We start from the raw sequence: 17,982 nt of genomic DNA, 5'->3' as shown, positions 1-17,982 counted from the left end.
CGCTCAGCAGCAGCCCGCCGACGGCAGCGACCGCTTGTTCCTGGCCTCCCTGTTCCGGGCGGCCAGCAGGTCGTCGGCGGGGTAGCCGACCTCCTCCAGGGTCAGCCCGTGCGGGCGCACGACGTGCACGGCGGAGTCCCGCACCCCCGCGGCCAGCACCTTCCCGGGCCACTCGGGCCCGCGGTGCCCGTCCCCCACGAACAGCAGCGCGCCGATCAGCGAGCGCACCATGTTGTGGCAGAACGCGTCCGCCCGGACCGTGGCGGTGACCACGCCGTCGCCGCCGCGCACCAGGCTCAGCTCCTGGAGCGTGCGGATCGTCGTCGCGCCCTCGCGCCGCTTGCAGTACGCGGCGAAGTCGTGCTCCCCCAGCAGCGCCCGCGCGGCCTCGTTCATGGCGTCCACGTCGAGCGGCCAGTCGTGCCACAGCACATGGCCGCGCAGCAGCGGGTCCACACCGCCGGGGTTGTCGGTGACCCGGTAGGCGTAGCGCCGCCAGATCGCCGAGAAACGCGCGTTGAAGCCGTCCGGCGCCTCGCTCAGCCGCCACACCCGCACGTCCTTGGCGAGCCGCCCGGCCAGCCGCTTGAGCAGCTTCTCGCGGTGCTCGGCCCACAGCTCGGCGGGCAGGTCGACGTGCGCCACCTGGCCGCGCGCGTGCACACCGGCGTCGGTCCGCCCGGCCACGGTCAGCTCGTACGTCTCCTTGGACCGCGTCACCGTGCGCAGGGCGTCCTCGATGTCGCCCTGCACGGTCCGCTTGCCGCCGGCCTGCTTGGCCCAGCCGTGGAAGCCCGAGCCGTCGTAGGACAGGTCGAGGCGGACGCGGACATGACCGGGCTGTACTTCACTCACAGATCGGATCCTCTCAGTACGCGAAAGCGGGCCCGCCCCGAAGGGCGAGCCCGCTTTCCAGCGTCAGGCAGAGCCTCAGGCGTCCTTGGACTCCTCGGCCGGAGCCTCGGCGGCGTCCTCGGCCTTGGTCTCCTCGACCTTGGTCTCGTCCGCCTCCTTGACCGCGCGCTTGGTGGCGGCCTCGGCCTCACCCACGGCCTTCTGCTGCACCGTCAGCGCCTCGACCAGCTCGATGACGGCCATGGGCGCGTTGTCGCCACGGCGGTTACCGATCTTGGTGATGCGGGTGTAGCCACCGGGACGGTTCTCGTACCGCGGGCCGATCTCGGTGAAGAGCGTGTGGACGATGCTCTTGTCCGTGATGACCTGGAGCACCTGACGGCGGTTGTGAAGGTCGCCCTTCTTCGCCTTGGTGACCAGACGCTCGGCGTACGGGCGCAGGCGGCGGGCCTTCGCCTCGGTGGTGGTGATGCGGCCGTGCTCGAAGAGCGACTTCGCGAGGTTCGCGAGGAGCAGCTTCTCGTGCGCGGCGCTGCCGCCCAGACGGGCACCCTTGGTGGGCTTCGGCATGGTTCTTCTCCTGTGTGTCTGCCCCGGCCGTGTCAGGTACCGAGGTCAGTATCCGAGCGAGCGGTTGCTCGTCGGAGATCCGGGGTTCACGTTCGATCCCGGAGGGTCCGCGCCCCCGAAGGGGCGCGGGGAACTGCGCGACCGGCCACAGCCGGCGCGCAGCCGCAGTACTACCTCTCCTCGCGGAGCGCTCAGTACTGCTCGGTCTCGACGAAACCGGCGTCCGCGTCGTCGTCGGCGCCGAAGGCGTCCGCCGCGGCGGTCGGGTCGAATCCGGGCGGGCTGTCCTTGAGGGCCAGGCCCATGCCGGCCAGCTTCGCCTTGACCTCGTCGATCGACTTCGCACCGAAGTTGCGGATGTCGAGCAGGTCGGCCTCGGAGCGGGCGACGAGCTCACCCACGGAGTGGATGCCCTCGCGCTTGAGGCAGTTGTACGACCGAACGGTGAGCTCCAGCTCCTCGATCGGCAGCGCCAGGTCAGCGGCCAGGGCGGCGTCCGTCGGGGACGGGCCCATGTCGATGCCCTCGGCGTCGATGTTCAGCTCGCGGGCGAGACCGAACAGCTCGACCAGGGTCTTGCCGGCCGACGCCATGGCGTCACGGGGACGCATGGCCTGCTTCGTCTCGACGTCGACGATCAGCTTGTCGAAGTCGGTGCGCTGCTCGACACGGGTGGCCTCGACCTTGTACGTGACCTTGAGCACCGGGCTGTAGATGGAGTCGACCGGGATACGGCCGATCTCCTGGCCCACCTGCTTGTTCTGCACGGCGGAGACGTAGCCGCGACCGCGCTCGACGGTCAGCTCCATCTCCAGCTTGCCCTTGCCGTTGAGCGTGGCGAGGACCAGGTCGGGGTTGTGGACCTCGACACCGGCCGGGGGCGCGATGTCGGCGGCGGTGACCAGACCCGGGCCCTGCTTGCGCAGGTACATCACGACCGGCTCGTCGTGCTCCGAGGAGACGACCAGCTGCTTGATGTTGAGGATCAGGTCGGTGACGTCCTCCTTGACGCCCGGCACGGTGGTGAACTCGTGCAGCACGCCGTCGATCCGGATGCTGGTGACAGCGGCACCGGGGATCGAGGAGAGGAGGGTACGGCGGAGGGAGTTGCCGAGGGTGTAGCCGAAGCCCGGCTCCAGCGGCTCGATCACGAACCGGGAGCGGAACTCGTCGACGACCTCTTCGGTCAACGAGGGACGCTGAGCGATCAGCATGTGTGGATCAGATCCTTCATTCGTGGACGCCCGCTATTTGACGCCCGACGGAATCCGCACCCATGAGAAGTGCGGGTACTGCAAGGGTACGGGCGGCACGACCCGAAGGAGCCGTACCGCCCGAACACCGAGGCCGCGAAGGCGACGCGTCAGACGCGACGGCGCTTCGGCGGGCGGCAGCCGTTGTGCGGGGTCGGGGTGACGTCCTGGATGGAGCCGACCTCGAGACCCGTGGCCTGCAGGGAGCGGATCGCGGTCTCACGACCGGAACCCGGGCCCTTCACGAACACGTCGACCTTGCGCATGCCGTGCTCCTGGGCGCGGCGGGCAGCCGACTCGGCGGCCATCTGCGCGGCGAACGGCGTGGACTTCCGGGAGCCCTTGAAGCCGACGTGGCCGGCGGAGGCCCAGGAGATCACGTTGCCGGACGGGTCCGTGATCGAGACGATCGTGTTGTTGAACGTGCTCTTGATGTGCGCGTGGCCGTGAGCGACGTTCTTCTTTTCCTTGCGGCGCACCTTCTTGGCAGCGCCCTGACGACCCTTGGGGGGCATCTACAAACTCCTACGGGGAGGTGGTCGGTCCTACAGCGAAGACCGCTGATGAAGCGTTGTCCGCTGAGGACTACTTCTTGCCCGGCTTCTTCTTGCCGGCGATGGCGCGACGCGGGCCCTTGCGGGTGCGGGCGTTCGTGCTGGTGCGCTGACCGCGGACGGGCAGACCGCGACGGTGACGGAGACCCTGGTAGCAGCCGATCTCGACCTTGCGGCGGATGTCGGCCTGGATCTCGCGACGGAGGTCACCCTCGGTCTTGATGTTGTTGTCGACGTACTCGCGGATCGCGACCAGCTGCTCTTCGGTCAGATCACGGACGCGGGTGTTCGGGTCGATACCGGTCTCGGCCAGCGTCAGCTGGGAGAGCGTCCGGCCGATGCCGAACACGTAGGTGAGGGCGACCTCCACGCGCTTTTCGCGCGGGATGTCAACACCGGAAACGCGTGCCATTCAATGGCTCCTGGTGAATCTTCGGAGGTCTTCCACAGAACCGGTTCCCGGCCGCCGTACCAGGTACGAACCGGGTCCCCGGCCTCCGAACCGGGGGTGTCGAGCCCAGGGGCTCGGGTTCTGCGTATGAACAAATTCAGCTTGCGTCGCGCGAAACTCTGCGAGGAGTGCAGAGGGATCGGTCGTGCGTCAGCCCTGGCGCTGCTTGTGGCGCGGGTTCTCGCAGATGACCATGACCCGACCGTGACGGCGGATCACCCTGCACTTGTCGCAGATCTTCTTGACGCTCGGCTTGACCTTCATTGGTGAGGTTCTCCGGGTCAGTGCCATCGCTCCGGGAGGCCCGGGGCGCGGGCAAGATCTACTTGTAGCGGTAGACGATCCGGCCACGCGTCAGGTCGTAAGGAGACAGCTCCACCACGACCCGGTCGTCAGGGAGGATGCGGATGTAGTGCATACGCATCTTGCCGCTGATGTGTGCCAGGACCTGGTGGCCGTTCTGGAGCTCGACCTTGAACATGGCGTTCGGCAGAGACTCGACGACAGTGCCCTCGATCTCGATGGCACCTTGCTTCTTGGCCACGCTTCGCCCTTCGAATCGACTACCTTGATCGACTCTCTGACCCGCCCCGAGGGGCGGGTGCGAGCGCATGCGGACATGCGGGTGCACGAGAGCCGACGAGTCAGTCTACGTCAGGGCACTCGGAAAAACGAATCGGGGAAGTCTGCCCCGTGAGGGAGATCCTCATGCCAGCGGGTCGGGAGCGGCCGTGACGCCGTACTCGGCGAGCTTCGCCCTGCCGCCGTCGGGGGACGTCAGGACCAGGGGGCCCGCCTCGGTGAGCGCGACCGAGTGCTCCCAGTGCGAGGACCAGGTGCCGTCGGTGGTGATGACCGTCCGGTCGACCGATCTTCCACGCCCCTCTCGCGGGATCGGCGCCGGGGCGCCTCACAGGCTTCGAGCGGCTGCGCCGGCCTCCGACCGGCGGACCCGGCCTGGGCCCGACCTCACGCCAGCGGGTCCGGAGCGGCCGTGACGCCGTACTCGGCGAGCTTCGCCCTGCCGCCGTCGGGGGACGTCAGGACCAGGGGGCCCGCCTCGGTGAGCGCGACCGAGTGCTCCCAGTGCGAGGACCAGGTGCCGTCGGTGGTGATGACCGTCCAGTCGTCCTCGAGGACCTCGGTGCGCGGGGTGCCGAGGGAGACCATCGGCTCGATGGCGAGGCAGAGGCCGGGGACCAGCTTGGGGCCCTTGCCGCGCCGGCGGTCCACGTAGTTCAGCAGGTGCGGGTCCATGTGCATCTCGGTGCCGATGCCGTGGCCGCCGTAGTCCTCGATGATCCCGTACTTGCCGCCGCCGGGCTTGGGCTGGCGGCGGATGTAGGTCTCGATCGCCCGGGAGATGTCCACCAGGCGGTTGCCCTGCTTCATGGCCGCGATACCGGCCCACATCGACTCCTCCGTCACCCGGGAGAGCTCGACCAGCTCCGGGGCGTGACCGGAGCCCACGAACGCGGTGTAGGCCGCGTCGCCGTGCCAGCCGTCGACGATGGCGCCGCAGTCGATGGAGATGATGTCGCCGTCCTTCAGGACGACGTCCTCCGAGGGGATGCCGTGGACGACCACGTCGTTGACCGAGGTGCAGATGGTGGCGGGGAAGCCGCCGTAGCCGAGGAAGTTCGACTTGGCGCCGTTCTCGGCGAGCACCTTGCGGGCCACCTCGTCCAGGTCCCTGGTGCTGGCGCCCGGCACGGCCGCCTCCCGGGTGGCCGCGTGGATCGCGGCGACGACCAATCCCGCCGCACGCATCTTGGCGATCTGCTCGGGGGTCTTGATCTGCACCATGGGGGTCCTGCGCTCTCCGTCACACGTCGGCTGGGTTTACGTACACAACACTACGGCCGCGGCACCCCGGGAGTCCCCCAGAACGGATGTCCGGGGAAGGGGGCCGCGGCCGGAGGGACCGCGATCTACTTGTTCTCGGCCTTCTCGCGCTTGAGGGCGTCCAGCGCCCGCTCGGTGACCTCGTCGACCGGGCCGAGCGCGGAGATCGTGCGGACCAGGCCCTGCGACTTGTAGTAGTCGATGATCGGCTCGGTCTGCGTGTGGTAGACCTCCAGGCGCTTGCGGACGGTCTCCTCGGAGTCGTCGTCGCGCTGGTACAGCTCGCCGCCGCAGACGTCGCAGACGCCTTCCTGCTTCGGGGGGCTGTACGTCACGTGGAACACGTGGGAGGAGTCGTTGCGGCAGATGCGCCGGCCGGCGATCCGCTTGACGACCTCGGCCTCCGGGACCTCCAGGTCCAGGACGGCGTCCAGCGTGATGCCCTCGGTCTGCAGCAGCTGGTCCAGCGCCTCGGCCTGCGAGACGTTGCGCGGGAACCCGTCGAGCAGGAAGCCGCCCACGGCGTCCGGCTGCTCCATGCGGTCCTTGGCCATCGCGATGGTCACCTCGTCGGGAACGAGGTTGCCGGCGTCCATGTAGGACTTCGCGAGCTTGCCCAGCTCGGTCTGCTGGCTGATGTTGGCCCGGAACAGGTCGCCCGTGGAGATGTGCGGGACCGACAGCTTCTCTGCGAGCCGTACGGCTTGCGTTCCCTTACCAGCACCCGGCGGCCCGACGAGGACGATACGCATCAGCGGAGGAACCCTTCGTAATTGCGCTGCTGGAGCTGGCTCTCGATCTGCTTCACCGTCTCCAGGCCGACACCCACGATGATGAGGATGCTGGTCCCGCCGAAGGGGAAGTTCTGGCTTGCCCCGAAGCCGACCAACGCCATTGTCGGTACGAGAGCGATCAGACCCAGATACAGCGAACCCGGCCAGGTGATCCGGTTGAGCACGTAGCTGAGGTACTCAGCGGTCGGTCGGCCAGCCCGGATGCCCGGGATGAAGCCACCATACTTCTTCATGTTGTCGGCGACTTCCTCGGGGTTGAAGGAGATCGCCACGTAGAAGAACGCGAAGAACACGATGAGCAAGAAGTACATCGTGATGTAAATCGGGTGATCGCCCTTGGTCAGGTTCTGCTCGACCCAGGTCTTCCAGCCCGACTTGCCCCCGGCGAACTGCGCGACGAGCGCCGGAATGTAGAGCAGCGACGAGGCGAAAATGACGGGAATCACACCCGCCTGGTTCACCTTGAGCGGGATGTACGTGGACGTACCGCCGTAGGAACGGCGGCCGATCATGCGCTTCGCGTACTGCACCGGGATGCGGCGCTGGGCCTGCTCGACGAAGACCACGAGCGCGACCATGACCAGGCCGACCAGGATCACGGTGCCGAACTCGATCCAGCCGCCGGCCAGCGTGCCCTGCTTCTTGATGGCCCACAGGGCGGACGGGAAGGTGGCGGCGATCGAGATGAACATCAGGATCGACATGCCGTTGCCGATGCCGCGGTCGGTGATCAGCTCACCGAGCCACATGACGACGGCCGTACCGGCGGTCATGCAGATGACCATGGTGATGGTGGTGAAGATCGCCTGGTCGGGGACGATCTGGCCGGCGACGGGGCAGCCGCTGAACAGCGCGCCGCTGCGCGCGGTGGCCACCAGGCCGGTTCCCTGGAGGATGGCCAGCGCCACCGTCAGGTAACGGGTGTACTGCGTGATCTTCGCGGTACCCGCCTGGCCCTCCTTCTTGAGGGCTTCCAGGCGCGGGATGACCACGGTCAGCAGCTGAAGGATGATGCTGGCCGTGATGTACGGCATGATGCCGAGCGCGAAAATCGTGATCTGCAGAAGCGCGCCACCGCTGAACATGTTGACCAGTCCGAAGAGGCCCTGGTTGGCGGACGCCTCGTCCATGCACTGCTGGACTGCCTTGTAGTCCACGCCGGGGATCGGGACGTGGGTACCGACCCGGTACACCACGATGATGGCCAGCGTGAAGAGCAGCTTCTTACGCAGGTCGGGCGTCCTGAACGCCCGGGCGAACGCGGTGAGCACGGTGCCTCCTGCGACCCCCGCGCAACTGCGTCAAGGGTGACGGTCTTGAGGTTCGACGAATGACTAACGGCCAACTGCCGCTCAGAGTGCCCCATGGGGGCATCCTGTGAAAGTGGGCAGTGCAGGCCACCTTACCTGCGGGACCGCTGCCCTAGGAACGACCAACCGGGGATACCCCTTTTGTGGGGTATCCCCGGTCGGGATCGTTCACGTCATCGAGGCGTCCGAGAGACTCAGACGAGCTCGGTGACCGTACCGCCGGCGGCGGTGATCTTCTCCTTGGCGGAGCCGGAGACGGCGTCCACCGTCACCTGCAGCGCCACGGTGATCTCGCCCTGGCCGAGGACCTTGACGAGGCTGTTCTTGCGAACGGCACCCTTGGCCACCAGGCCCTCGACGGTGACCTCGCCACCCTCGGGGTACAGCGCGGCCAGCTTGTCGAGGTTCACGACCTGGAACTCGACCTTGAAGGGGTTCTTGAAGCCCTTCAGCTTCGGGAGGCGCATGTGGAGGGGCATCTGCCCACCCTCGAAGCGCTCCGGAACCTGGTAACGGGCCTTCGTGCCCTTGGTACCACGACCGGCCGTCTTACCCTTCGACGCCTCACCACGACCCACACGGGTCTTGGCGGTCTTGGCGCCCGGGGCGGGACGGAGGTTGTGGATCTTGAGCGGGTTGTTCTCCGCCATGATCAGTCGACCTCCTCGACCGTCACGAGGTGGCGGACGGTGTGCACCATGCCGCGGAACTCGGGGCGGTCCTCCTTGACGACCTGCGTGTTGATGCCCTTGAGACCAAGGGAGCGCAGGGTGTCACGGTGGTTCTGCTTGCTGCCGATGTAGGACTTGACCTGCGTGATCTTGAGCTGAGCCATCACGCACCCGCCCCGGCCCGCGCACGGAGAAGAGCCGCGGGGGCGACGTCCTCGAGAGGCAGACCACGGCGGGCCGCGACCTCCTCCGGACGCTGCAGGCCCTTCAGGGCCGCCACGGTCGCGTGCACGATGTTGATCGCGTTGTCGGAGCCGAGCGACTTCGACAGGATGTCGTGGATACCGGCGCACTCGAGCACGGCACGCACCGGACCACCGGCGATAACGCCGGTACCCGGGGACGCGGGCTTGAGCAGCACGACGCCGGCAGCCTTCTCACCCTGGATCGGGTGCGGGATGGTGCCCTGGATACGCGGGACCTTGAAGAAGTGCTTCTTGGCCTCCTCAACGCCCTTGGCGATGGCGGCCGGCACCTCCTTGGCCTTGCCGTAACCGACACCCACGGTGCCGTCACCGTCGCCCACCACGACCAGCGCGGTGAAGCTGAAGCGACGACCACCCTTCACAACCTTGGCGACACGGTTGATCGCGACGACACGCTCAACGTACGCGGTCTTCTCGGCGGCAGCAGCGCCGCCGTCACGGCCCTTCCGGTCCCGCCGCTCGCCGCCACCGGCACCGCCACCGCGGCGCTGGGGTCCAGCCATTGGAATTACCTCTCTCTGTTTCCGCTAGCTACGGCAGGCTCAGAACTTGAGCCCGGCTTCGCGGGCGGCGTCCGCCAGGGCGGCGATGCGCCCGGCGTACTGGTTGCCACCACGGTCGAACACGACAGCCTCGACACCGGCGGCCTTGGCACGCTCGGCGACCAGGGCGCCGACCTGCTTGGCCTGCGCGGACTTGTCGCCCTCGCCACCACGGACCGACGCGTCCAGGGTGGACGCGGAAGCCAGGGTGTGGCCCTTCAGGTCGTCGATCACCTGCGCCACGATGTGGCGGTTGGAGCGGGTCACGACCAGACGGGGGCGCTCCGCCGTACCGGAAATGTTCTTACGGATCCGGATGTGACGGCGCTTGATCGCGGCGCGCTTGTAGGCGTCGCCCTTGAGGATCTTCTGCCCGTATGCCATGGCTTACTTACCCGCCTTTCCGACCTTGCGGCGGATGACTTCGCCCTCGTACTTGACGCCCTTGGCCTTGTACGGGTCGGGCTTGCGCAGCTTGCGGATGTTGGCCGCAACCTCGCCGACCTTCTGCTTGTCGATGCCCTCGACCTGGAAGCGGGTCGGGGTCTCCACCTTGAAGGTGATTCCCTCGGGCGCCTCGACGGTGATCGGGTGGCTGTAGCCGAGCGCGAACTCGAGGTTCGAGCCCTTGGCCGTCACGCGGTAACCGACACCGCTGATCTCGAGCTTCTTCACGTAACCCTGGGTCACGCCGGTGATCATGTTCGCCACCAGCGTGCGGGACAGGCCGTGGAGGGCCTTGTTCTGACGCTCGTCGTTCGGACGGGTGACGTTGAGCACGCCGTCCTCACCCTTGACGATGTCGATCGGCGCGACGACGGTGTGGGTCAGCGTGCCCTTGGGGCCCTTGACCGAGACCGTACGGCCGTCGATGGTGACGTCCACGCCGGCGGGAACCGTGATGGGGAGCTTGCCAATACGCGACATAGCTGTTTCCTCCGTTCCCTTCCGTTACCAGACGTAGGCGAGGACTTCCCCACCCACGCCCTTCTTGCCGGCCTGCTTGTCGGTGAGGAGCCCGTGCGACGTGGAGATGATCGCCACGCCGAGGCCGCCCAGCACCTTCGGCAGGTTGGTGGACTTCGCGTACACCCGGAGACCGGGCTTGGAGATCCGCTTGATGCCCGCGATGGAGCGCTCACGGTTCGGGCCGAACTTCAGCTCGAGAACGAGGTTCTTACCGACCTCGGCGTCCTCGACCTTCCAGCCCGTGATGAAGCCCTCCTGCTGGAGGATCTCCGCGATGTGCGACTTGATCTTCGATGCCGGCATCGTCACGGAGTCGTGGTATGCCGAGTTCGCGTTCCGCAGACGCGTAAGCATGTCTGCGATCGGATCAGTCATGGTCATGAATTGGCCTTCGGCCTCTCTCGCCGGGGTTTCCTGGTGCGCCATCCCTCTCCCCGATCCGAGACGGGACGGGTGCGGCGCGGTGGACCTACGGCGTAGTAAGTCGTACGGGCGCGGCAGACGCCCAACCCCACTAGCCTACGGCATGTGGAGAAGGGCCCCTGCCGACCCAGATGCTTACCGAGAGCTTCAGGAATCCCTAAAAAGCGGGATTACCAGGAGCTCTTGGTCACGCCCGGCAGCTCGCCACGGTGAGCCATCTCACGAAGGCACACGCGGCAGAGGCCGAACTTGCGGTACACGGAGTGCGGACGGCCGCAGCGCTGGCAGCGCGTGTAGCCACGCACACCGAACTTGGGCTTGCGAGCAGCCTTGGCAATCAGAGCCTTCTTCGCCATCTCGCTCACGCCTCCTTGAACGGGAAGCCGAGGTGACGAAGGAGCGCGCGGCCCTCAGCGTCGTTGGTCGCCGTGGTCACCACGGTGATGTCCATGCCCCGGGTACGGTCGATCTTGTCCTGGTCGATCTCGTGGAACATGACCTGCTCCGTGAGACCGAAGGTGTAGTTGCCACGGCCGTCGAACTGCTTGGGGGACAGACCACGGAAGTCGCGGATGCGCGGCAGCGCGAGCGACAGGGTGCGGTCCAGGAACTCCCACATGCGGTCGCCACGAAGCGTGACGTGGGCACCGATCGGCTGACCCTCACGCAGCTTGAACTGCGCGATGGACTTGCGGGCCTTGGTGACCTGCGGCTTCTGGCCGGTGATCGTGGTGAGGTCGCGAATGGCGCCGTCGATCAGCTTGGAGTCGCGGGCGGCGTCGCCCACACCCATGTTGACCACGATCTTGACGAGACCGGGGATCTGCATGACGTTCTCGTACTTGAACTCGTCACGCAGCTTGCCCGTGATCTCCTCACGGTACTTCTGCTTGAGGCGCGGAGTGGTGGTGGTAGCCATCAGATGTCCTCACCCGTCCGCTTGGCAACGCGGATCTTGTTGCCCTCATCGTCGAAGCGGTAACCGACACGCGTGACGACCTTCTGGCCGTCCTTCTCAACGACCAGCTGGACGTTGGAGACGTGGATCGGCGCCTCGGTCGTGACGATGCCGCCGGCCTGCGAACCGCTGGCGGTCGGACCGGCCTTGGTGTGCTTCTTGACCCGGTTGACACCCTCGACCAGGACGCGGTCCTCGCGGGGGAAGGCCGCGATGACCTTGCCCTGCTTGCCCTTGTCCTTACCGGTGATGACCTGGACCAGGTCGCCCTTCTTGATCTTCATGCTTACAGCACCTCCGGCGCGAGCGAGATGATCTTCATGAACTTCTTCTCGCGCAGCTCACGGCCGACCGGGCCGAAGATACGGGTGCCGCGAGGGTCGCCGTCGTTCTTCAGAATGACGGCGGCGTTCTCGTCGAAGCGGATGTACGAGCCGTCCGGACGACGGCGCTCCTTGACGGTGCGAACGATGACCGCCTTGACGACGTCACCCTTCTTCACGTTGCCACCGGGGATCGCGTCCTTGACGGTGGCGACGATGACGTCACCGATGCCCGCGTAGCGGCGACCGGAGCCACCGAGCACACGGATGCAAAGGATTTCCTTCGCACCAGTGTTGTCGGCGACGCGCAGTCGCGACTCCTGCTGGATCACGTCTATCTCCTGTTTGTCTGCCGGTTCCCGGCAGGGGCCTCAGATCGAGGACCCCTGCCGAGCCTGGCGGAACCGTCCTGCGGGTTTGCCCGCAGGCGTACTTACGGGAATTCCCTTGCGGGAACTACCTACTTGGCCTTCTCGAGGATCTCGACGACGCGCCAGCGCTTCGTGGCGGACAGCGGCCGGGTCTCCATGAGGAGGACACGGTCGCCGACGCCCGCGGCGTTCTGCTCGTCGTGCGCCTTGAGCTTGTTCGTACGGCGGATGACCTTGCCGTACAGCGCGTGCTTGACGCGGTCCTCGACGGCGACGACGACGGTCTTGTCCATCTTGTCGCTGACGACGAGACCCTCGCGGGTCTTGCGGAAGCCGCGCGCCTCGGTGTTCTGCTCAGTCACGTTGTTCTCGCTCATGCGTTCTCCACCGTTTCGATGCCCAGCTCGCGCTCGCGCATCAGGGTGTAGATCCGCGCGATGTCCTTACGGACGGCCTTCAGCCGGCCGTGGTTCTCGAGCTGACCCGTCGCCGCCTGGAAGCGGAGGTTGAACAGCTCTTCCTTGGCCTCGCGGAGCTTGCCCAGAAGCTCCTCGTTGCCCAGCTCGCGCAGCTCGGACGCCTTGGTACCGGCCGACATCACGCTTCACCTGCCTCGCGCTTGACGATCCGGCACTTCATCGGCAGCTTGTGGGCCGCACGGGTCAGCGCCTCACGGGCGATCTTCTCGTTGGGGTACGACAGCTCGAACATCACACGTCCGGGCTTGACGTTGGCGATCCACCACTCCGGAGAACCCTTACCGGAACCCATGCGGGTCTCGGCGGGCTTCTTGGTGAGCGGACGGTCCGGGTAGATGTTGATCCAGACCTTGCCGCCACGCTTGATGTGGCGGGTCATCGCGATACGGGCCGCCTCGATCTGGCGGTTCGTCACGTAGGCCGGGGTCAGCGCCTGGATGCCGTACTCGCCGAACGCAACCTGCGTTCCACCCTTGGACATACCGTTGCGCTTCGGGTGGTGCTGCTTGCGGTGCTTGACCCTACGGGGGATCAGCATTTCGGTCAGGCCTCCGTTCCGGTGCTCTCAGCCGGAGCGGACGCGGGAGCCTCGGCCTTGGGGGCCTCGGCGCCGGCAGCCTGCTGCGGCTTGCGACCGCGCCGCTCGCCACCACGGCCACCACGGGCCGGGCGGTCTGCACCGCCACGGGCCGGGCGGTTACCCGCACGGGCCGCAGCGTTCTCGGCGCGGACCTCGGCGATGTTCTTCACGTCGCCCTTGTAGATCCAGACCTTCACGCCGATGCGGCCGAAGGTCGTCTTGGCCTCGAAGAAGCCGTAGTCCACGTTCGCACGGAGCGTGTGCAGGGGCACGCGGCCCTCGCGGTAGAACTCCGAGCGGGACATCTCGGCGCCACCGAGGCGGCCGCCGCACTGGATCTTGATGCCCTTGGCGCCGGCCTTCATCGCCGACTGCATGCTCTTACGCATGGCGCGGCGGAAGGAGACGCGGGAGGAGAGCTGCTCGGCAACGGCCTGGGCCACGAGCTGAGCGTCCGTCTCGGGGTTCTTGACCTCGAGGATGTTCAGCTGGACCTGCTTGCCCGTGAGCTTCTCGAGGTCGCCGCGGATGCGGTCGGCCTCGGCGCCACGGCGGCCGATGACGATGCCCGGACGAGCGGTGTGGATGTCCACCCGCACGCGGTCACGGGTGCGCTCGATCTCAACCTTCGAGATGCCGGCGCGCTCCATGCCGGACGTCATCATCCGACGGATGGCGACGTCTTCCTTGACGTAGTCCTTGTACAGCTTGTCGGCGTACCAACGCGACTTGAAGTCGGTCGTGACACCGAGCCGGAACCCATGCGGGTTAACCTTCTGGCCCATTACCGGGTTCCTTCCTTGCTGCTGACGACCACGGTGATGTGGCTGGTCCGCTTGCGGATCCGGTAGGCACGGCCCTGGGCGCGCGGCCGGAACCGCTTCAGGGTCGGGCCCTCGTCGACGTACGCCTCGGAAATGAAGAGGCTGTCGGCGTCGGTGTGGTCGTAGTTGTGCGCGGCGTTGGCGATGGCGCTGTCGAGCACCTTGCCGACCGGCACGGAGGCTGCCTGCGGAGCGAATCGCAGAACAGCCTGAGCCTCCGTGGCATCCATGCCACGGATAAGGTCCACCACGCGGCGGGCCTTCATGGGCGTAACGCGGATGTACCGCGCCTGGGCCCTGGCTTCCATGGTTGTCCCTCTCAGTTACTTACGTGTCTGAATGCGATCCGCTACTAGCGGCGCTTCGACTTCCGGTCGTCCTTGACGTGGCCCCGGAAGGTGCGGGTCGGCGAGAACTCGCCGAGCTTGTGACCGACCATCGACTCGGTGACGAACACCGGGATGTGGGTCTTGCCGTTGTGCACCGCGAGCGTGTGGCCGAGCATGGCCGGGACGATCATGGAGCGACGGGACCAGGTCTTGATGACGTTCTTGGTGCCGGCTTCGTTCTGGGCGTCCACCTTCTTGATCAGGTGGTCGTCGACGAAGGGCCCCTTCTTCAGGCTACGAGGCATCTCAACCCGTCCTTAGCGCTTCTTGTTCGTCTTGCGGCGGCGGACGATGTACTTGTTCGACGCCTTCTTGGGCGAACGAGTACGGCCTTCCTTCTTGCCCCACGGGGACACGGGGTGGCGGCCACCGGAGGTCCGGCCCTCACCACCACCGTGCGGGTGGTCGACCGGGTTCATGACGACACCACGGACGGTCGGGCGAACGCCCAGCCACCGCTTGCGGCCTGCCTTGCCCCAGTTGATGTTGCTCTGCTCGGCGTTGCCGACCTCGCCGATGGTGGCGCGGCAGCGGACGTCGACCAGGCGGATCTCACCGGACGGCATGCGCAGGTGGGCGTAGGCGCCCTCCTTCGCGAGCAGCTGCACGGAGGCACCGGCGGAGCGGGCGAACTTGGCACCGCCACCGGGACGGAGCTCGATCGCGTGGATCGTGGTACCGACCGGGATGTTGCGGAGGGCCAGGTTGTTGCCCGGCTTGATGTCGGCCCCGGGACCGTTCTCGACGCGGTCACCCTGCTGCAGGTTGCGCGGGGCGAGGATGTAGCGCTTCTCGCCGTCCGCGTAGTGCAGCAGCGCGATGCGCGCGGTGCGGTTGGGGTCGTACTCGATGTGCGCGACCTTCGCCGGCACGCCGTCCTTGTCGTGACGACGGAAGTCGATCACGCGGTAGGCGCGCTTGTGTCCGCCACCCTGGTGGCGAACGGTCACACGACCGGCGTTGTTACGGCCGCCCTTGCTGTGCAGGGGGCGGACCAGCGACTTCTCCGGCGTGGACCGCGTGACCTCGACGAAGTCGGCGACGCTGGCGCCACGACGGCCCGGCGTAGTCGGCTTGTACTTGCGGATTCCCATTTCTCAGTCCTCGTCCGATATCGGACGATCCGGACCGCCCTTAGGCGGTCGGACCGCCGAAGATGTCGATACGGTCGCCCTCGGCGAGGGTCACGATCGCGCGCTTGGTGGCGGCACGCTGACCGAAGCCGGTCTTCGTGCGCTTGCGCTTGCCCTGACGGTTGATCGTGTTGACCCCGGTGACCTTGACCTCGAAGACCGCCTGGACGGCCTGCTTGATCTGGGTCTTGTTGGCGCCGGGGGCGACGACGAACGTGTACTTGTTCTCGTCGAGGAGCGCGTAGCTCTTCTCCGAGACGACCGGCTTGAGCAGCACGTCACGGGGGTCCGTGAAGGACTTGCTCAGCGGGGTCTCGACGGTGTTCTTGCCCTCGGCGGCGTGGCGACGCGCCTTGGCGACGCGCGCGGCCTTGGCGGCCTTGGCGGCCTTCGAGGCAATGCTCGGGTGACGCGTAGCCATCAGGCTTCGCTCCCTTCGGTGTCAGCGGCCTTGGGGCCAGACACGAAGGACTCGAAAGCGGCCTGGGTGAAGACCACGTCGTCCGAGACGAGAACGTCGTACGTGTTCAGCTGGCCCGGCTCCAGGATGTGGACCTGGGGCAGGTTGCGGGCGGACAGCCACGCGGCCTCGTCGGCGCGCTCGACGACCAGGAGCAGGTTCTTGCGCTCCGAGATCTTGCCGAACAGGCTCTTCGCGGCCTTGGTGGACGGGTTCGCACCCTCGACCACGCCGGAGACGACGTGGATGCGGTTGTGACGCGCCCGGTCGGTGAGGGCGTGGCGCAGGGCCGCGGCCTTCATCTTCTTCGGGGTGCGCTGCGAGTAGTCACGCGGCACAGGACCGTGCACGACGCCACCACCGGCGAACTGCGGCGCGCGGGTCGAGCCCTGACGGGCGCGGCCGGTGCCCTTCTGGCGGTACGGCTTCTTGCCGCCACCACGGACCTCGCCACGGGTCTTGGTCTTGTGCGTGCCCTGGCGGGCAGCGGCCAGCTGCGCGACGACGACCTGGTGGATCAGCGGAATGCTGATCTTCTCCACGTCGAAGATCTCCGCGGGGAGCTCGACGGAACCGGCCTTGTCGCCCGCAGGCGAAAGGATGTCAACAGTGCTCATCGGTTACCTCAGGCCCCCTTGGCCGCGGTGCGGACCAGGACGAGGCCGCCGTTCGGACCGGGAACCGCGCCCTTGATGAGCAGCAGACCCTTCTCCGCGTCAACGGCGTGGACGGTCAGGTTCTGGGTGGTGACCCGCTCGTTGCCCATGCGACCCGCCATGCGGAGGCCCTTGAACACGCGGCCCGGGGTGGCGCAGCCACCGATGGAACCGGGAGAGCGGTGCTTGCGCTGGGTGCCGTGTCCGGCGCCGAGGCCCTTGAAGTTGTGACGCTTCATGACACCGGCGAAGCCCTTGCCCTTGCTCTTGCCGGTCACGTCCACCTTGACGCCGGCCTCGAAGACCTCAGCGGAGATCTCCTGGCCCAGCGTGTACTCGGAGGCGTCCGCGGTGCGGATCTCGACGAGGTGGCGGCGGGGGGTGACGTCGGCCTTGGCGAAGTGACCCTTGAGGGGCTTGTTCACCTTGCGCGGGTCGATCTCGCCGAAAGCGATCTGGACGGACTCGTAGCCGTCGACATCGTTCGTACGGACCTGGGTGACGACGTTGGGGCCGGCCTTGACGACGGTGACCGGAACAACACGGTTGTTCTCGTCCCACACCTGCGTCATGCCGAGCTTCTCGCCCAGGATGCCCTTGATCTGCTTAGCCATTCTCAGCTCACCGACCCTCAGAGCTTGATCTCGATGTCGACACCGGCCGGGAGGTCGAGTCGCATCAGAGAGTCAACGGTCTTGGGGGTGGGGTCGAGAATGTCGATCAGGCGCTTGTGCGTGCGCATCTCGAAGTGCTCGCGCGAGTCCTTGTACTTGTGCGGCGACTTGATGACGCAGTACACGTTCTTCTCAGTGGGCAGCGGCACCGGGCCCGCGACCGACGCACCAGTGCGGGTCACCGTCTCGACGATCTTCTTCGCCGAGGAGTCGATGACCTCGTGGTCGTAGGCCTTGAGCCGGATGCGGATCTTCTGTCCCGCCATGGCTACTCAGTAGTCCTGTCTCTTCTTACGCTCCGGAACCCGGTGGTTCCGCTCTCTCGTCTCCGACCCACGCGGTCGGGCGTGTCGCGCTCCCGCTGACACAGATGCCCCTTGTTCGAACATCCCTGCGGGAATGCACACGGCCCTTCCGGAACCGCAGACCGGGGGCGAAGACCCACCGGGCGCCTGGCCGGTGCCGCGCCCACGCTTCCCGGAAGATTCCCGTACGTCCGCCCCAGTGCTGCCATCAGGCAGTTAGGGCGACGAGTACTGTGGGACTCGCTTCCGGTCCTCCCGGCGGGAGGCGCGCAGCATCAACACTCGACCGAGCAACTCCGACAGTCTGCCATATGGGCCGGGTCCCTG

31 protein-coding genes are annotated in these 17,982 nt (G+C 66.9%); all 31 read right to left on the bottom strand.

Features of this window, described 5'->3' with window-relative positions:
• Window positions 1-3: 3 nt before the first annotated feature.
• Window positions 4-855, bottom strand: a complete 852-nt coding sequence (truA, locus tag B446_RS22315; RefSeq protein WP_020941686.1) for a tRNA pseudouridine(38-40) synthase TruA — start codon at window positions 853-855, stop codon at window positions 4-6.
• A 75-nt stretch (window positions 856-930) separates the two neighbouring features.
• Window positions 931-1,425, bottom strand: a complete 495-nt coding sequence (gene rplQ / locus B446_RS22310) for a 50S ribosomal protein L17 (protein ID WP_020941685.1) — start codon at window positions 1,423-1,425, stop codon at window positions 931-933.
• 191 nt (window positions 1,426-1,616) lie between these two features.
• The gene (locus B446_RS22305; RefSeq protein ID WP_003966937.1) at window positions 1,617-2,639 is read right to left on the bottom strand and encodes a DNA-directed RNA polymerase subunit alpha; all 1,023 of its coding nucleotides are present in this window, start codon (window positions 2,637-2,639) and stop codon (window positions 1,617-1,619) included.
• A gap of 149 nt (window positions 2,640-2,788) precedes the next feature.
• Window positions 2,789-3,193: a 30S ribosomal protein S11 gene (rpsK, locus tag B446_RS22300; RefSeq protein WP_003956432.1), complete on the bottom strand. Its 405-nt coding sequence runs from the start codon at window positions 3,191-3,193 to the stop codon at window positions 2,789-2,791.
• 70 nt (window positions 3,194-3,263) lie between these two features.
• Window positions 3,264-3,644, bottom strand: a complete 381-nt coding sequence (rpsM, locus tag B446_RS22295; RefSeq protein WP_020941684.1) for a 30S ribosomal protein S13 — start codon at window positions 3,642-3,644, stop codon at window positions 3,264-3,266.
• Window positions 3,645-3,833: 189 nt separating this feature from the next.
• Window positions 3,834-3,947, bottom strand: coding sequence for a 50S ribosomal protein L36 (gene rpmJ / locus B446_RS22290; RefSeq protein WP_003998809.1), 114 nt, complete (start codon window positions 3,945-3,947; stop codon window positions 3,834-3,836).
• A 58-nt stretch (window positions 3,948-4,005) separates the two neighbouring features.
• Entirely contained in the window at window positions 4,006-4,227 is a 222-nt protein-coding gene (gene infA / locus B446_RS22285; protein WP_003948620.1) for a translation initiation factor IF-1, read from the bottom strand.
• Window positions 4,228-4,652: 425 nt separating this feature from the next.
• On the bottom strand, window positions 4,653-5,489 hold the full coding sequence (gene map / locus B446_RS22280; RefSeq protein WP_020941683.1) for a type I methionyl aminopeptidase: 837 nt from the start codon (window positions 5,487-5,489) through the stop codon (window positions 4,653-4,655).
• Between the two features lie 125 nt (window positions 5,490-5,614).
• Entirely contained in the window at window positions 5,615-6,280 is a 666-nt protein-coding gene (locus tag B446_RS22275; RefSeq protein ID WP_020941682.1) for an adenylate kinase, read from the bottom strand.
• Complete coding sequence (secY, locus tag B446_RS22270) at window positions 6,280-7,593, bottom strand: preprotein translocase subunit SecY (RefSeq protein ID WP_020941681.1); 1,314 nt, start codon at window positions 7,591-7,593, stop codon at window positions 6,280-6,282. The genes B446_RS22275 and secY overlap by 1 nt, the downstream gene beginning before the upstream one ends.
• Before the next feature lie 233 nt (window positions 7,594-7,826).
• Complete coding sequence (gene rplO, locus B446_RS22265; protein ID WP_020941680.1) at window positions 7,827-8,282, bottom strand: 50S ribosomal protein L15; 456 nt, start codon at window positions 8,280-8,282, stop codon at window positions 7,827-7,829.
• A 2-nt stretch (window positions 8,283-8,284) separates the two neighbouring features.
• A complete protein-coding gene (gene rpmD, locus B446_RS22260) occupies window positions 8,285-8,467 on the bottom strand; it encodes a 50S ribosomal protein L30 (protein WP_003974250.1) in 183 nt (60 codons plus the stop codon).
• Window positions 8,467-9,072, bottom strand: a complete 606-nt coding sequence (rpsE, locus tag B446_RS22255; RefSeq protein WP_007494753.1) for a 30S ribosomal protein S5 — start codon at window positions 9,070-9,072, stop codon at window positions 8,467-8,469. Before rpsE ends, rpmD begins: the two co-directional genes overlap by 1 nt.
• Window positions 9,073-9,111: 39 nt before the next feature.
• Complete coding sequence (gene rplR / locus B446_RS22250; RefSeq protein WP_020941679.1) at window positions 9,112-9,495, bottom strand: 50S ribosomal protein L18; 384 nt, start codon at window positions 9,493-9,495, stop codon at window positions 9,112-9,114.
• A 3-nt stretch (window positions 9,496-9,498) separates the two neighbouring features.
• Window positions 9,499-10,038 carry a 50S ribosomal protein L6 gene (gene rplF, locus B446_RS22245; protein WP_020941678.1) on the bottom strand — a complete coding sequence of 180 codons (540 nt, stop codon included), beginning with the start codon at window positions 10,036-10,038 and terminating at the stop codon, window positions 9,499-9,501.
• Between the two features lie 24 nt (window positions 10,039-10,062).
• Complete coding sequence (gene rpsH, locus B446_RS22240; protein ID WP_007384075.1) at window positions 10,063-10,461, bottom strand: 30S ribosomal protein S8; 399 nt, start codon at window positions 10,459-10,461, stop codon at window positions 10,063-10,065.
• Window positions 10,462-10,673: 212 nt separating this feature from the next.
• A complete protein-coding gene (locus tag B446_RS22235; RefSeq protein WP_003948630.1) occupies window positions 10,674-10,859 on the bottom strand; it encodes a type Z 30S ribosomal protein S14 in 186 nt (61 codons plus the stop codon).
• 5 nt (window positions 10,860-10,864) lie between these two features.
• The gene (gene rplE, locus B446_RS22230) at window positions 10,865-11,422 is read right to left on the bottom strand and encodes a 50S ribosomal protein L5 (protein WP_020941677.1); all 558 of its coding nucleotides are present in this window, start codon (window positions 11,420-11,422) and stop codon (window positions 10,865-10,867) included.
• The gene (rplX, locus tag B446_RS22225) at window positions 11,422-11,745 is read right to left on the bottom strand and encodes a 50S ribosomal protein L24 (protein WP_020941676.1); all 324 of its coding nucleotides are present in this window, start codon (window positions 11,743-11,745) and stop codon (window positions 11,422-11,424) included. Before rplX ends, rplE begins: the two co-directional genes overlap by 1 nt.
• Before the next feature lie 2 nt (window positions 11,746-11,747).
• Complete coding sequence (gene rplN, locus B446_RS22220; RefSeq protein WP_003998823.1) at window positions 11,748-12,116, bottom strand: 50S ribosomal protein L14; 369 nt, start codon at window positions 12,114-12,116, stop codon at window positions 11,748-11,750.
• Between the two features lie 128 nt (window positions 12,117-12,244).
• Complete coding sequence (gene rpsQ / locus B446_RS22215; protein ID WP_020941675.1) at window positions 12,245-12,532, bottom strand: 30S ribosomal protein S17; 288 nt, start codon at window positions 12,530-12,532, stop codon at window positions 12,245-12,247.
• Complete coding sequence (gene rpmC, locus B446_RS22210; RefSeq protein ID WP_018564811.1) at window positions 12,529-12,753, bottom strand: 50S ribosomal protein L29; 225 nt, start codon at window positions 12,751-12,753, stop codon at window positions 12,529-12,531. Before rpmC ends, rpsQ begins: the two co-directional genes overlap by 4 nt.
• Window positions 12,753-13,172 carry a 50S ribosomal protein L16 gene (gene rplP, locus B446_RS22205; RefSeq protein WP_009190136.1) on the bottom strand — a complete coding sequence of 140 codons (420 nt, stop codon included), beginning with the start codon at window positions 13,170-13,172 and terminating at the stop codon, window positions 12,753-12,755. Before rplP ends, rpmC begins: the two co-directional genes overlap by 1 nt.
• 5 nt (window positions 13,173-13,177) lie before the next feature.
• Window positions 13,178-13,999, bottom strand: a complete 822-nt coding sequence (gene rpsC / locus B446_RS22200) for a 30S ribosomal protein S3 (protein WP_003998826.1) — start codon at window positions 13,997-13,999, stop codon at window positions 13,178-13,180.
• Window positions 13,999-14,346 (bottom strand): 50S ribosomal protein L22, encoded by a 348-nt coding sequence (rplV, locus tag B446_RS22195; RefSeq protein ID WP_003974262.1) that lies wholly within the window; start codon window positions 14,344-14,346, stop codon window positions 13,999-14,001. The genes rpsC and rplV overlap by 1 nt, the downstream gene beginning before the upstream one ends.
• 44 nt (window positions 14,347-14,390) lie before the next feature.
• Complete coding sequence (rpsS, locus tag B446_RS22190) at window positions 14,391-14,672, bottom strand: 30S ribosomal protein S19 (RefSeq protein ID WP_003992359.1); 282 nt, start codon at window positions 14,670-14,672, stop codon at window positions 14,391-14,393.
• A gap of 12 nt (window positions 14,673-14,684) precedes the next feature.
• Window positions 14,685-15,521 carry a 50S ribosomal protein L2 gene (gene rplB, locus B446_RS22185; protein ID WP_020941674.1) on the bottom strand — a complete coding sequence of 279 codons (837 nt, stop codon included), beginning with the start codon at window positions 15,519-15,521 and terminating at the stop codon, window positions 14,685-14,687.
• Window positions 15,522-15,561: 40 nt separating this feature from the next.
• Window positions 15,562-15,981 (bottom strand): 50S ribosomal protein L23, encoded by a 420-nt coding sequence (gene rplW, locus B446_RS22180; protein WP_020941673.1) that lies wholly within the window; start codon window positions 15,979-15,981, stop codon window positions 15,562-15,564.
• Window positions 15,981-16,637, bottom strand: a complete 657-nt coding sequence (rplD, locus tag B446_RS22175) for a 50S ribosomal protein L4 (RefSeq protein ID WP_020941672.1) — start codon at window positions 16,635-16,637, stop codon at window positions 15,981-15,983. The genes rplW and rplD overlap by 1 nt, the downstream gene beginning before the upstream one ends.
• An 8-nt stretch (window positions 16,638-16,645) precedes the next feature.
• A complete protein-coding gene (gene rplC / locus B446_RS22170) occupies window positions 16,646-17,290 on the bottom strand; it encodes a 50S ribosomal protein L3 (RefSeq protein WP_005481233.1) in 645 nt (214 codons plus the stop codon).
• Between the two features lie 17 nt (window positions 17,291-17,307).
• Window positions 17,308-17,616: a 30S ribosomal protein S10 gene (gene rpsJ, locus B446_RS22165; protein WP_003948644.1), complete on the bottom strand. Its 309-nt coding sequence runs from the start codon at window positions 17,614-17,616 to the stop codon at window positions 17,308-17,310.
• Window positions 17,617-17,982: the final 366 nt, after the last annotated feature.

It is taken from the genome of Streptomyces collinus Tu 365, from assembly GCF_000444875.1.
Lineage (GTDB): Bacteria > Actinomycetota > Actinomycetes > Streptomycetales > Streptomycetaceae > Streptomyces > Streptomyces collinus_A.
This window is presented reverse-complemented; position numbering and strand designations above follow the sequence as displayed.